Source organism: Pantoea rodasii (assembly GCF_002095465.1).
Classification (GTDB): domain Bacteria; phylum Pseudomonadota; class Gammaproteobacteria; order Enterobacterales; family Enterobacteriaceae; genus Pantoea; species Pantoea rodasii.
On the sequence record NZ_MLFP01000036.1, the window covers coordinates 1 to 13,870 of the forward strand.

Sequence of the window (13,870 nt, forward strand, 5' to 3'; positions counted from 1 at the left end):
GCCCCTGCCAAGCCGCCGAACCTGATGACGCTGACCGACGGCCGGCGCGTGAACCTCAACGACTATGCGGTGGTGGTGTTTATGCAGCGCGGCTGCCAGTACAGCGCGAAGTTCGATCCGAAGCTCAGGGCGTGGGCCGATGAAGCGGGCGTGAAGGTGTATCCGTACACGCTGGACGGCTACGGCGACACGTCCTTCCCGGTGGCGCTCATCCCGCGCAAGGCCGGGCCGAACGAGCCTATCGCCGGCGAAATCCTGACGTTCTTCGGGAACGGGCTGCCCATCGCCACGCCGACCACCTTTATGGTTAACGTCAACACCAATATGGCTTACCCGCTCTATCAGGGCGATACGGACATGAGCACCCTCAGCCAGCGTCTCGCACAGATGATCGAGGCGGACATTGACCACCTGCCGCCCGACACGCTGGGGCCGGTACCGAGCAGCGCCTCGCTGACCCCGCAGTAACGCACGCGGCCCTGCCGCATACGGAAAAAATCATGACGGAACACCCTTTAACGCTCTCGCGAACCGAGACGGCGCTTCTGCTCGTCTGCGCCTCGATGCTGGCGGCGGCCGGGATTTACGCCTGGCTTGCCTGCGACCTGACGGGCCTGCCCGCAGGCATCGCTTACGGCACCGACGCGCTGCTGCTGAGCGGGCTGCAGCTTTACCCGCTGCTGTTTCTGTTTGCCCTGGCCGGCGGCTTTGGCTGCGGCGCGCTGGTCAGCATCACGCTGCGCCAGCACGGATTTATGGCTGAACGCGGCCCTTACCACCCCGGCAACACGCACCCCCACTGAGACGGACTGAAATGGAAAACAATATGCATACCCCTGTTTTCACACTGACCACGGAAAAAATGCTTCAGCTGAGCGTGGAAGAACACATAAGCGTGCTGGCCAGACTCTGGCGCAAGCGGAAAGGGCACGTTTATGTGCAGGGCGAGACCGGCACCGGCAAGACGACCGTTGCACGCTGTGTGGCCACACAGCTTAAGGCTGATTTTTTCAGCTATGAGTTGCTGTCGCCGGAGGCGTTTAAAGCGGAGCAGGCAGACATCATCGCGCGGCTGGCCGCCAGCAGAAAGAAGGTCCTCATCCTCGATGGCTTTTTTCCGCAGCATGCCAGCCACGCGTTCAGCACGCTGCTCCGCGAACTCCGGGAGCAGGGCGTCAGCCTGTTTATCTTCTCACAGGAATCCCTTGTCCCGGGCAGTCCGGAGCGGCATGACGATCTGAACGTTTCCCCGGACGCCTTCACGACGATCGCTGAGTTTCGTTACGCCAGCCGCGAACGCCATGCCGTGACGTTGCATCAGGCGAAATAACCGCAGGCTGTTTATCTCATTCAGCGCGGGCAGCTCAAACTCTGCCCGCTACGGAGTTCTGACACATGAAACTCAGGCAGTTCCTTCTGGCCGCCGCCACGGCGATGGCCATCAGCAGCCCGGCGCTGGCCGACGTGCAGGGCGACCTTAACGGCTACTTTGGCAGCCTCGGCTTTGACGGCAACGTTTCGAAAGCGCAGGCGTGGCAGGGTCAGGCCGCGGGGTACATCACCGGCGGTTCGGTTTACCTGCGTAACCCCGTCAAGCAGGTGCAGCTTATCTCGATGCAGGTCCCTCGCTGAACGCCGGCTGCGGCGGCATCGACGCCTACCTCGGGGCGTTTTCCTTTATCAACGGCGCCGAGCTGCAGCGGTTCGTGAAGCAGATTATGAGCAACGCCGCCGGCTATGCCTTCGACCTTGCCCTTCAGACCATGGTGCCGGAGCTCAAGCAGGCCAAAGACTTCCTGCAGAAGCTCGCCTCGGACGTGAACTCCATGAACATGAGCTCCTGTCAGGCGGCACAGGGCATTATCGGCGGCCTCTGGCCGGTGTCGCAGGTGTCCAACCAGAAAATCTGCCAGGACATCGCCGGCGAGAGCAACATCTTCTCCGACTGGGCCGCGTCCCGCCAGGGCTGCACGGTGGGCGGGCAGGGTGACAGTGTCACCAGTCGCGCCTCTGATAAAGATAAGGACCAGGTACTGAAAAACAAAAACCTCATCTGGGACGCGCTGGGACGCAACCATCTGTTTGACGGCAACCGGCAGCTGAAGGAGCTGGTGATGAGCGTGGTGGGCTCCATCATCTTCAACAAGGACGGGCAGGTCACCATCCTGACCCCGCTGGTTGATAACCGCGACATCATCAACGTCCTGATGCGCGGCGGTACCGCAAAAATATACAGCTGCGACGAGCAGGACCTGTGCCTCGGGCCCATGCCCGCAGACGTCACGGTCAGCAGCGACGTGGCGCTGGTCACCCAGGTCCGCAACATCATGATTTCCATCGACAGCAAGCTCAGCGCCGACACCGGCCTGTCAGACAGGGAAAAGGGTTTTATCAACACCACTTCGGTGCCGGTGCTCAAGTACTTGACCAACTCACGCAGCATGGGCATGAGCCCGACCTACCTGATTCAGGTCGCGGACTTCATCGCGCAGGACATGATGATCCAGTACCTGCAGGAGCTGGTGAAGCAGGCGAGTCAGTCGCTGGCGGGTAAAAATTTCCCGGAGCAGGCCGCCGGCGAGCTGCGCAACAACGTGCAGGCCGCGACCTCCCTGCTGGCGCAGATGAAGCTGCAGTCGACCGCCGACCAGAACGCGCTGGACGGCATCGATCGCAACATGCAGTACCTGCAGCAGCAGGTGTCGACCATTATCTCAACGTCCTATCAGGGCAACTATCAGTGGGGTACCGGCAATGACTGAGGTCTGGACCATTTACGGCGGTGACATGTGGCGGCAGGTGTTTAACGGCGTCGTCACCGTCATCGGCAGCGACACGTATGACACGCTGAAGCGTATCGTCGGGCTGTTTGGCGTTCTGGGCGTGATGTTCAGCTTTATCAAGTCACGTAATCCGATGGTGTTTCTGCACTGGCTGGCCATCTTCTTCGTGATAACGTCGGTGCTGCTCGTGCCCAAGCGCAGCGTGCAGATTCTGGACGCCACGGACCCGGCGGCGGTGTACGAGGTGGACAACGTGCCGGCGGGCCTCGCCTTCATTGCCGGCCTGTCGTCGTCAACGGGCTATGCAATAGCAAGGCTGTACGAATATACCTTCTCGCGCCCGGACTCGCTGACCTACACGAAGTCCGGCATGCTGTTCGGCTCGCAGATCGTGGCGCAGACCACGGACTTCCGCTCGCAGAACCCGCAGCTGTCGCAGATGCTGACCGACTACGTCGAGAACTGCGTGGTGGGCGACATCCTGCTTAACAATAAGTACACCGTGTCGCAGCTGCTCAACAGCACCGATCCGCTGACGCTGATTACCAATAACCCGAGCCCGCTGCGCGGCCTGTACCAGGACACCGGCAGCGGCCGTCAGTTCATCACGTGCCAGCAGGCAGCGGCGGTGATCAAAAACCTCATCGGGGCGGACGTGCGCATCGGGGGCACCACCTGGCACGCGCTGGCCACGCGCGTATTCGGCAACCGCGTGAGCGGGGACACCCTGCTCGGCAACGCGATGGACGAGAGCTACAACTTCTTTTACGCGGGCGGGCTCAGCGCCTCGCAGATCATGCGTAACAACATCACCAACGCGGCCATCCGCGACGGGTGGAAAGGCTTTGCGGCCCGGTCGTCCGATACCGCCAACCTGCTGAACCTCGCGACCGAGTCGAGCCTGACCAAGCAGCGCATCAGCTGGGGCGCGGGCGGGGTAATTGCCGCGCGCACGCTGCCGATGTTCCAGTCCCTGATGATGCTGGTCCTGATTGCGCTGTTCCCGCTGGTGATTGCACTGGCGCTGGTGAATCACGATATCTTCGGGCTGAAAACGCTGAAACTGTACGCGGGCGGGTTCATTTACTTCCAGATGTGGCCGGTGATGTTCGCCATTCTTAACTCGCTGGCCAACTTCTATCTGCAGAGCAAAACCGGGGCGACGCCGCTGGTGCTGGCCAATCAGGACCAGGTGGCGCTGCAGCACTCGGATGCGGCCAACATCGCGGGCTATCTGAGTATGTCGATTCCGGTGCTGGCGTTCTTCCTGACCAAAGGCGCGGCGTCGGTGGCTTCGCAGGCCGTGGGCAGCGTGATGAGTTCGGCAGCGTTTGCCACCGGCGGGCAGGCTTCAACAACCGCCGACGGCAACTGGTCGTTCAACAACATGTCGATGGATAACGTTAACGCCAACAAGTTTGACACCAACATGACCCGCCGTTCGGGGGCGCAGAGCATCCAGACCGGCAATAATGCCATGATGACACAGACGGCGGATGGCCATACGGTAGTGGATACCAGCCAGGCGATATCCAACCTGCCGGTGAGCATGCGGCTGAGCTCGCTTGCCAGCAGCGGATTCTCCGAGCAGGCACGTCAGGCGCAGCAGAAGGCCCAGAGTTCGCTCGATGGCTATAACCACAGCGTGACCAGCGGCTTCCAGCAGATGAACCAGCTGACACAGCAGAGCGGCAACAGCGACAGCGTGACGCAGGGCAGCGACAGCAGCGTGGCAACGAGCGTGAGCCGTGGCGTCAGCAAAATGCAGTCGGCGGTGGAAAGCTATGCGAAGTCGCACAACGTTTCTGAACAGCAGGCGTATAACCAGCTGATGGATATCACTAATCAGGGCAGTGCCGGTGCAGATGCCAAAGCCTACCTCAAATTTGACTCCGGCGACCAGCTGGCGGGCAAATTGGGTAAATGGGCCACCGGGGTCAGCGCCGGGGGTGAAGGCAGCCTCAATACCGGATGGCGTCATACGTCAGGCAGCTCACACGGTACGCAGGACAGCCACGCAGAGGGACGTGACAACCGTCATGACCAGAGCAGCCAGGAGGCGCGCGACTTCCGTCAGGGCATGGATATGGTGACGTCGACCCGTCTGAGCGAGTCCGGCAGCCACACCGACAACCAGTCTAACTCGCAGGCGCAGCAGTTTGCAGCGACGCTCAACGATGCGAAAAGCCAGTACCATCAGTACACCGAAAGCAGCACGCGCAGCCAGGAGTTCAGCCGTATGGCCACGCTGTCGCAGACGCAGAGCGCGAGCCTGGACGCCAACTACAACCAGGAGTTCGTGGACTGGACCACGGCAAAGTATGGCAGCGACGCGCAGAACATCCTGACCAACGTGCGAAGCGCGCAGGGTGCAGCCACCGAGTTTATGCACGAGCGGCTTGAGCCGGAAATTATGCGCAACTACGGTGCGCGTACAGACCAGGTGAACAGCCAGCCTCTGCAGCCAACCCGTTCCCTGGACGCGCCGGGCACACTTCAGAGCGGTAACAGCCCGATGCCGGGCGGTTCACCCGGGGCAGGTTCCAGCGTTCCGACAGGTGAATACACCGGCAATGTCAGCAACGGCGGCGTACGTGAGCAGCGTCAGGAAAGTCCAGCTGGTGCTCCGGGCCTGGTAAGTCACAGCATTCCGTCAGGCAGTCGTGTAGCAGAAGGCGGCGAGTCACAAGGTCCTGTCAGCGGAGGGGCCATACGTACAGTGACGCATTCAGCCGGCCAACCGGAGACAGATAAATCAGCCAGAGTAAGCGCTTCGGAAGCAAGCATTCCACGTAATGAGCGCAATCTCACCGTTCCGGCAGGCACACCGTCGCAGGCTATGAGCGATGATTTCCGCAGTGGTTCACAACGCGTGGGCGATAAGGCATCGGGCGCCGGCATTGAAACTAATGTGGCCAACAAGGTTGCAGCACAAAGATCTGGCCTGATGGAAACTGTCAGGGAAAACGACGGTAAAATCGCTGAAAATAAAACCACTGTTCAGACGTCCAGTGATATACTCAAGGATGAGCATCAGGGGGCGGTCAGAAGTCAACAAATAGGCCGTACTGAAGAGGATATAAGGCAGACTAAGCCAAAAATTGATGATGCAGAAACAGAGCAATTCAAGCAGAAGCTCGAAAAGTTGAGGTCTTCGCAGCAAAAAGCCTCTTAACAATCCTGTTTAAGGTGAGGGAATATGACTAATTTTACTATGGCAAAGGTTGATGCTGACGTTTCCATGCTTATGGATAGTTTGAGTTCAAGTCATCGCCTGATCCCCTCATCATTGCAGTTATTAAGACTGAGTTTTGTAGTTCCAGTAATCTCTCTGGTAGCAGCATTGGTGGGTGATGTAATTGGCTATGTGAGTTTGTTTGGTTCCCAATCTTCACTGCAAGGTTATTACTCTTATCTCTTTAGTGATGGTTGGGCCGTAGTAATTCCGACGGTGATAATTGGACTACTTTTTGCTCTCATGACCTATAACAATCTCATGTTATATATGGCTGTTCCTGAGTCTACTCGGCATGCTTCAATAATTCTTCGTCATTTACGAAAAATTGCTAAGCGAACAGTAAGTATTTTTATGATATTAATGTTTGTTGCAGCGTTTTTATCATTATTCAAATCTTGGGCATCGCTTGCTATTCCAGCCTTAGAGTTTGTCTTATTGTTCGCATTAAATATGATTGTTGGAGCTGAAATTAACAGACTTGGCGCTGGTTTGGCGCTTGAAAAAATTAGTAGTCTGATTAAAAAGATTTAAGTTCTTTCGGCTCCCGCCGATACCCCTTCCGGCATTCTGACGGGAGGGTTTCTCTCAAAATCCCTGATTAAAACAGCGTGCCCCGGGGCGCGCCTGTCCCGTTTTTTCTTTCAAACAAGGATATGTCCATGAAATACCGCCATGCCTTCGTGGCAGCGATTGCTGCCGCCTCTCTGATGCTTTCCGGCTGTGGTGCCATGAGCACCGCCATCAAAAAACGCAACCTCGACGTTAAAACCCAGATGAGCCAGACCGTCTGGCTGGAGCCGTCCAGTCAGAAAACCGTGTACCTGCAGGTGCGCAACACTTCCGACAAGGACATGAGTGACCTGGAGCCGCTGCTGGCGCAGGACCTGCGCGCCAAAGGCTACACTGTGACGGCTAATCCGGATGCCGCTTACTACTGGATTCAGGCGAATGTTTTAAAGGCCGAGAAGATGGATTTACGCCAGGCGCAGGGCTTCCTGTCGACCGGCTATGAGGGTGCTGCCACCGGCGCCGCGCTGGGCGCCGGCATCACCGCCTACAACAGCTCTTCAGGCGGCGCTATTCTCGGCGTAGGACTGGCAGCCGGACTGGCCGGTATGGCGGCGGATGCGATGGTGGAGGACGTTAACTTTACGATGGTGACCGATCTGCAGATTTCCGAACGCAGCAAGGCCACCGTGACCACGGATAACGTCGCGGCGCTGCGTCAGGGCACCTCGGGTGTGAAAGTACAGACCAGCAGCGAAGCGGGCGACCGTATGAAGTACCAGACCCGCGTGGTCTCAAACGCCAACAAGGTCAACCTGAAGTTTGAAGAGGCGAAGCCGGTGCTGGAAGCGCAGCTGGCGAAATCCGTTGCCGGCATCATGTAACCGATCGGTGATGCCTGGAGACCTTATGCGCAGAGATATCGTCCGGCTGGCAGCCTCGCTGCCCGGGGCCCTGAACATCATGCTCGCGGGCGCCGTATTTACCGTGCTGCTTGTGAACGTCACCGACAGCTGGCTGCCGGGACATTTTGTCGACGGGCTCAGGCATTTTGACGCCGCGCCGCGGGCGGCAAGTTCCGGTGATTTCTGCCGGTTTATCCTCGCAGGGGTATTCCTGTACGTGCTGAGTATGAGCGCGTGCGGGGTAGCCATTGCCGCTGCGCTGATTGCCGTTATCAGACGCGTATGGCAGCTTGCAGAACGCTGAATTCCCTGGTATTACTTATTCACCGGCCTTAAAACCGGCGGCAGGCGCCTTAAGGGGAAATAACAATCTCTCCTGACAACGGGGGTGCCTGCCGACCCCCGTCTGTGCCCCCCGGGCACCGGACATCGGGGGCAGCACCATCACCACCATGGGTGCTGCCCCCTCCTCCCTCACGGGACGCCTTTTTAAGCTTCCTCCCCGGTGCACGGGGTAGCGGAAGCGTGGCTCTGATTTCCCTGACGTTTTCTTTATCACGCTCCGCGTGCGGTTTGCTGCGCCCGGAGCGCGTCGGGGATCGCGATGTAACGGCTGTACTTAACCCCCCTGTTCTTAACTCACTGAAGGATATTCCCATGCTCACGTTCACCGGTGCGGCACGCACCCTTATTGTCTGGTTTACCCTGTTTTTTGCCTGGAGCGCGGTCGTGCTGTGGCAGTTCGGGACTGATATCGTCAAAACCATCATGACCGAAAGCCATCTGTTTGCGTTCGATCTCGCTTCCCGCATGGTACAGAACGATATGGTGCCTCCGGGCATCATCACCGCGCTGCTGATACTGCTGGTCCTGACAGCTGGCGGCGTGCTCTCGTCCCTCACGATTGTTTGCTGGAACCTGCTGTGCTTTACCTGCGGTCTTCCCCTGATGGCCGGCGTCTGGCTGCAGCGCCGTAAGTTTCTGAGCCGCCCTGCGGTAACGGGCACCCTGAAGTAATCTCCGGGGCCTGAGCGGCCCCTCAGCCACTGTTTCCTTCTGCCACAGCCTGCCCGGACTTCCGGGCGGGCTGCGCCTGCGTGCTATCCGGAGTTCCCCATGAGTTTTACCCCTAAATACCTGACGCAGGGTGGCCAGATGACGGCCTACCGGCTGCGCATGTTTGCCCAGGTCAGCAACTGGATATTCCACTGGATGCTGTTGCTGTTCGTGGTGGCCACCGGCGCGCTGTTCTGGCTGACCACGCCCGATGACGTGCTGCGTAACGGCTTCTGGTACTGGGCGGCGTGGCCCACGCATTCGCTGCTGAGTCTGTCCCAGCGTGCGGCAGAAGCCACGTGGGACATCCTCTGGCACTGCGAAACGGGCGCGCGGCTGTGCAGCATTAAACTCACCCCGGCGCAGCTGCTGGCCAACCCATGGATGCAGGAGATGGGCCGCCAGTTTCTGGCGAACCTGCGCTATATCGCGACCGCGTGCGGCATCACCGCCAGCCTGATCTGGTGCCTCATTGCCTGGTACGTGGGCCGTATCGGTAAGAAGGAAAGCGAGGACGAGTTTATCTCCGGCATGACGCTCACCGATAAGCCGAAGGAGGTCAACCGGCTGCTGAAAAAGGCCGGCGAGAAGTCCGACCTGCAGATAGGCGGCCTGAACATGGTGAAGAACGCCGAGGTCATGAACTTTCTGATCCACGGCACCATCGGCGTGGGCAAGTCCACGCTCATCCGCTGGCTGCTGGACTACATCCGCCGGCGCGGCGACCGCGCGATTGTTTACGACTCCGGCGGCACTTTTATCGAGACGCACTACGACGAGCGCGTGGACAAAATTCTGAACGCGCACGACAAGCGCTGTGAAAACTGGGTGCTGTGGCGCGAGGCTCAGGACGTGGTGGACTACGAGAACATGACGGCGGCGCTGATGCCGGTCGAGGGCGACTCCGACCCGTTCTGGGTGTCCTCATCGCGCACCATCTTCAGCGACACGGCCATGCAGTTTGCCTCACGACCCGATCGCAGCATAGAGACGTTTCTGAAGACCTGCCTCTCCATCGACCTGAAAAGCCTGCGCGAGTTTCTGAAAAACACCCCGTCGGCCAACCTGGTTGAGGAGAAAATCGAGAAAACCGCCATCTCCATCCGCTCGGTGCTGACCAACTACGCCAAGTCGCTGCGCTACCTGCAGGGGCTGGATAAGGAAGGCAAGCCGGAGTTCAGCATCCGCGAGTGGATGACCGATGCGCAGTACGACAGCAGCTGGCTGTTTATCTCCACCACGGCCCGCCACCGCAAGGCGGTGCGCCCCCTGATATCGATGTGGCTGTCGCTGGCCACGCTGCTGCTGCAGAGCATGGGCGAAAACAGCGAACGCCGCGTGTGGTTCATCGGCGATGAGATAGCCAGCCTGCAGAAGATACCGGAGTTCAACGAAACGCTGGCCGAAGCGCGCAAGTTTGGCGGCTGCTTCGTGCTGGGGATCCAGAACATCCCGCAGCTGGTGCACATCTACGGCCGCGAAATGGCCAAGGCCATCTTTGACCTGCTCAACACCCGTGCCTACGGTCGCTCGCCGAGCGCAGAGGTGGCCAAAATGGTGGAAGAGGAGCTGGGACATCAGCGCCGGCGCGAGGCGCGCGAGCAGAACAGCTACGGCCTTGACCAGGTGCGCGACGGTATCTCCATCAGTAAGGACAAGGTCAACGAGCCCATCGTGGACTACGACCAGATTATGAAGATGCCCAACCTGCGCTTTTATGTGCGCCTGCCGGGCGAATATCCGGTGGTGAAGCTGAGCCTGAAGTACCGGAAACAGAAGAAGTATCACCCTGCGCTGATGGATCGCGACTTCCGCGACCGGCTGAGCCCGGAGCTCGAGCGCATCATTGAGAGCAACGAGCGCAGCGCCCGGGCGGCGGACATTACGTTCCCGACCGGAGAGGAGCTGATGGAGGAGGATGACCGCAACCCCGAGCCCGCACCGGTTGAACCTGCATCTGCCTCATCGTCTGCCGCGCCGGCAATAACTGGCGCCCCCGCGATGAAACCGGAACCGGCTGCAGTACGAGAGGCGAGGCTGTCCGTGGTCCCAGACCAGCCTGCAGTGCCCGCTACCGCTGCACCCGACATTACCGTACCGCCTGCATCAGAGTCAGTCAGTGAGACGCCGCCTGCCTCCAGCGTGCGTCCGTCCCCGCTGCGCTTGGTGCCGGCACCGGTGAACAAGATGGCCGCAGAGCCACCGCCGGCAAATCTGTCCGCTTCTGGTGCATCAGCCGAAACGCCAGCTCCCCGGCCGGAGCAGGTTACGGCGTCTTCCCCCGCTGAAGTGCCGCCGGTCGCTGCAATGCGTCCCGCAACACGCCCCGTCATGAAGTCAAAACCAGCCGGTCCGAGCGCGCTCGAGATGCTGGCACGCCGTAAGCATCGTGCCGGCGCACCGGAAGGCGGTGAAGGCGCCGCCGGAGAGGCCGCTCCGCAGGAGGGGGCGGCGCAGGGGGAAGCCCCGGAGCTGCACATGCAGATAGAAAAAGAGGACGGCGGCCGCCTTACCGTGCGGCACATCAGCCCGCGGAAAACCGAACAGCAGCGCGAGGACGAGCGCGCCGCACAGCGCGGCGATGCCAACGCGCGCATGGCCGACGACGAAAAGAACATCCTGCGACACCGCGACGACTACGAGGCGTACCAGGAGATGAGTGACAGCCTTGACCCGGGAGGGTATGAACGATGATGACCGTTGCTCCGGTGGCTTCCGCCGCCGACGCTGCCGGCTATTACAGCAGCAAAGATAACTATTACTTCCTGGATGACATGCCCACGAAGTGGCTGGGCGAGGGCGCGCGGGAGCTGGGCCTTGAGGGGCCGGTTGACCTCGATACGTTCACGGGCATTCTGCACGGCAGCCTGCCGAACGGCGTGACGCTCGGTAAAGAGGTGCAGGGCGCGCAGGTGCACCGCCCGGGCCACGACTTTACCTTTTCGGCGCCCAAAAGCGTCTCCATGCTCATTCTTGCCGGCGGGGACAAACGCCTGCTTGAGGCGCATCACGACGCGGTAAAAGAGACGCTGGCCATCATGGAGCAGATGGTGAGCGCACGCGATACGAAAGAGGGCGTGACGCGCATCGTCACCAGCGGCAAGATGGTCGCCGCGCTGTTTACGCACGACACCTCGCGCAACCTCGACCCGCAGATCCACACCCACGCGGTGGTGGCCAACGTCACGGAGCTGGACGGCAAGTGGAAGGCGCTGGCCACCGACGCCATTCACGGCGCCGGCTTTATTGAGACGGCCTACCGTAACCAGATAAGCTACGGCAAAATCTATCGTAACGTGCTCAAAGGTAAGGCCGAGGCTATCGGTTACGAGACGGTGCCTACGGGGGGCCGGCACGAGCTGTGGGAAATCAAAGGCTTTACGGATGCGGTGCTTGATGAGTTTTCCTCGCGTCACCGGGAGATCCACGCGTGCGTCGGAGAAGACGCCTCGCTGAAAAGCCGCGACGTGGCGGCGCTCGATACCCGCCAGCGCAAGCAGGATATCAGCCGCTACGTCGGGGAGGAGCCCGCGCCTGTCCGCCCGCAGCCTGAGCCGTCCCCGGCGAGGGAACTACCGGTCCCGGACCGCTCAGCAGCGGCAGCGGAGAAAGCGCCAGCGACCGCAGGGGAAGGGACCTCAGCGCCGTCCGTACAGGATAAAGCGATACTGAACGCAGAGCCTGCATCGTCCGCTTCGCCGGCAATGCAGGATAACGAAGCGCCGATCGTGAAGCCCGAAACCGCCGACGGCCGGGCGCGCCTGCAGGAGCGCTGGCAGCGCCAGATGGACGACGTCGGTTTTGATATCGGCGCCGTCATCAGCGAGGCAAAGGTCCGCGAAGCCCGGCTTCCCGCGCCGGGAGAAGCCGAACCCGCCTTAACGGAAGCCATGGACGCGGTGCGCACCGCGATTTCGGTGCTGAGCGACAGCCGGACCCGGTTTACCTACGGAGATCTGCTGCTCACCGCCCATGAGGCGGGGGAGACGCAGCAGGCGCTGCCTGAGCTGCGCCGGGCCATCGACCAAGCTATCGGTGAAGACCTGCTGACGCCGCTGGACGGGGAGAAAGGTGTGTTTACCTCGCACATTCATCTGCTCGATGAGCTCTCCGTGCAGTCGCTGACGGCCGACATCCTGAAGGAAAATAAGGTCGCGAACCTGCGCGTGTTTTCTAAAACGCCGGCGCCGCATCTGGAAAAAGCCGCCCGGGCGCCGGTGGCTATCCTGAATGCGCCCGCTTCCCTGCAGCGGCTGCGCGAAACCACCGAGGAGCTGGTGACAATGTCACGAGAACAGGGCCGTGACGTGAAGGTGCTGACCAGCTCCGCGGAGCGCGCCCTGAGCCTGGGAAAATCCCCGCTGCTGAAGAACGACCTGCTGTCGCGCAGCCGCGTGCTGGACAGCGCGTTCAGCCTCGGGGTGCAGAGCACGCTCATCGTCGAAGGGGCGGAAAAGCTCGGCCTCAAGGAGATGCTGGTGCTGACCGGCGAGGCGCGGGAGAAGAACGCGCAGCTGCTGTTTCTGGACAGCGCCGGCCGGCAGTCAAATGCAAACGCCCTCTCCGTACTGGCCTCAGCGGGCGCGGAGCGCCTGACGCTGACCACGCCGGCGCCGGAGATGTCCGCACAGGTGCTGAGCATTCAGGATAAGCGCGAGCGCTATCAGGTGCTGGCCGATCGCTATGCGGAACTCAGCGGAGGTGAAACCCCGGTCACCGCCGTGGTGGTGGGAGTCCGCGAGCAGCAGCAGCTGACCAGCGTTATCCGCGATGCGCTGCAGAACGCCGGCAAGCTCGGGCGCGACACGGTGGACATCGAGGCGCGCACGCCGGTGTTTGCCACGGCAAAAGCGCGCCGGCTTCCCGGCACGTACCGCCCGGGTATGGTGCTGGAAGACCGCACGGAGAAGGAGGACACGCGCCACTACGTCATCGATCGCGTGCATGCGGACACGCGCATGCTGTCCCTGATTGACGGCGACGGCGTGCTGAGCCGGGTGAAGATGGCGTCCCTGACCGGCGACTGGCGCCTGTTCACCCGCGAAACCCTGAGCGTGGCGCAGGGCGAGCAGCTGTTCGCGCTGGCGGCCGATAAAGAGGCGGGGCTGAAAGCGCGCGATCGCCTGACGGTCACGGCGGTGGAGAACAACGTGCTCACGGTGCAGCGCGCAGGCCAGAAGCGCCCCCTTCGTCTCAGCGCGGATGCGCCGCTGTACGTCTCTCACGACTACGTCAGCGCGCCGGGCAGCCGGGACGCGGAGTCCGGTACGGTTCTGGCCTCGCTTGGCGCCCGTGACCTGTCCGCCAACATGATGAACGCGCTGTCGCAGTCCGGAAGCCAGGCCGAAATCTACACCGGCGAAGCGCTGAGCCGCGCGGAA

10 protein-coding genes and 1 pseudogene are annotated in these 13,870 nt (G+C 60.9%); all 11 read left to right on the top strand.

The features are described from left to right. Nucleotides 1-468, top strand: a 468-nt coding sequence (locus HA45_RS22580) for a thioredoxin domain-containing protein (RefSeq protein WP_128599066.1), incomplete at its 5' end; no start/stop codon positions are given. 32 nt (nt 469-500) lie between these two features. Beyond that, nucleotides 501-803: a hypothetical protein gene (locus HA45_RS22585; protein WP_100701699.1), complete on the top strand. Its 303-nt coding sequence runs from the start codon at nt 501-503 to the stop codon at nt 801-803. Between the two features lie 11 nt (nt 804-814). Further along, nucleotides 815-1,330, top strand: a complete 516-nt coding sequence (locus tag HA45_RS22590) for an AAA family ATPase (protein ID WP_100701700.1) — start codon at nt 815-817, stop codon at nt 1,328-1,330. A 65-nt stretch (nt 1,331-1,395) separates the two neighbouring features. After that, nucleotides 1,396-2,762: pseudogene (gene traH, locus HA45_RS22595) on the top strand (conjugal transfer pilus assembly protein TraH). Further along, a complete protein-coding gene (gene traG / locus HA45_RS22600; protein WP_100701702.1) occupies nt 2,755-5,958 on the top strand; it encodes a conjugal transfer mating-pair stabilization protein TraG in 3,204 nt (1,067 codons plus the stop codon). Before traH ends, traG begins: the two are co-directional and overlap by 8 nt. A gap of 24 nt (nt 5,959-5,982) precedes the next feature. Then, entirely contained in the window at nt 5,983-6,552 is a 570-nt protein-coding gene (locus tag HA45_RS22605; RefSeq protein ID WP_100701703.1) for a hypothetical protein, read from the top strand. Between the two features lie 128 nt (nt 6,553-6,680). Further along, entirely contained in the window at nt 6,681-7,412 is a 732-nt protein-coding gene (gene traT / locus HA45_RS22610; RefSeq protein ID WP_100701704.1) for a complement resistance protein TraT, read from the top strand. Between the two features lie 25 nt (nt 7,413-7,437). After that, nucleotides 7,438-7,737, top strand: coding sequence for a hypothetical protein (locus tag HA45_RS22615; RefSeq protein WP_100701705.1), 300 nt, complete (start codon nt 7,438-7,440; stop codon nt 7,735-7,737). Between the two features lie 353 nt (nt 7,738-8,090). Then, nucleotides 8,091-8,450 carry a hypothetical protein gene (locus tag HA45_RS22620; RefSeq protein WP_100701706.1) on the top strand — a complete coding sequence of 120 codons (360 nt, stop codon included), beginning with the start codon at nt 8,091-8,093 and terminating at the stop codon, nt 8,448-8,450. Nucleotides 8,451-8,549: 99 nt separating this feature from the next. Beyond that, nucleotides 8,550-11,183: a type IV conjugative transfer system coupling protein TraD gene (gene traD, locus HA45_RS22625; RefSeq protein WP_100701707.1), complete on the top strand. Its 2,634-nt coding sequence runs from the start codon at nt 8,550-8,552 to the stop codon at nt 11,181-11,183. Continuing rightward, on the top strand, nt 11,180-13,870 hold a 2,691-nt coding region (gene mobF / locus HA45_RS22630; protein ID WP_128599067.1), incomplete at its 3' end, for a MobF family relaxase. The genes traD and mobF, both read left to right, overlap by 4 nt.

What these genes read in the sequence shown, in the direction of transcription:
- HA45_RS22590 (WP_100701700.1), top strand. Translation starts at nt 815, where the DNA reads ATGGAAAACAATATGCATACCCCTGTTTTCACACTGACCACGGAAAAA.
- HA45_RS22605 (WP_100701703.1), top strand. Translation starts at nt 5,983, where the DNA reads ATGACTAATTTTACTATGGCAAAGGTTGATGCTGACGTTTCCATGCTT.
- traT (WP_100701704.1), top strand. Translation starts at nt 6,681, where the DNA reads ATGAAATACCGCCATGCCTTCGTGGCAGCGATTGCTGCCGCCTCTCTG.
- HA45_RS22615 (WP_100701705.1), top strand. Translation starts at nt 7,438, where the DNA reads ATGCGCAGAGATATCGTCCGGCTGGCAGCCTCGCTGCCCGGGGCCCTG.
- HA45_RS22585 (WP_100701699.1), top strand. Translation starts at nt 501, where the DNA reads ATGACGGAACACCCTTTAACGCTCTCGCGAACCGAGACGGCGCTTCTG.
- HA45_RS22620 (WP_100701706.1), top strand. Translation starts at nt 8,091, where the DNA reads ATGCTCACGTTCACCGGTGCGGCACGCACCCTTATTGTCTGGTTTACC.
- traG (WP_100701702.1), top strand. Translation starts at nt 2,755, where the DNA reads ATGACTGAGGTCTGGACCATTTACGGCGGTGACATGTGGCGGCAGGTG.
- traD (WP_100701707.1), top strand. Translation starts at nt 8,550, where the DNA reads ATGAGTTTTACCCCTAAATACCTGACGCAGGGTGGCCAGATGACGGCC.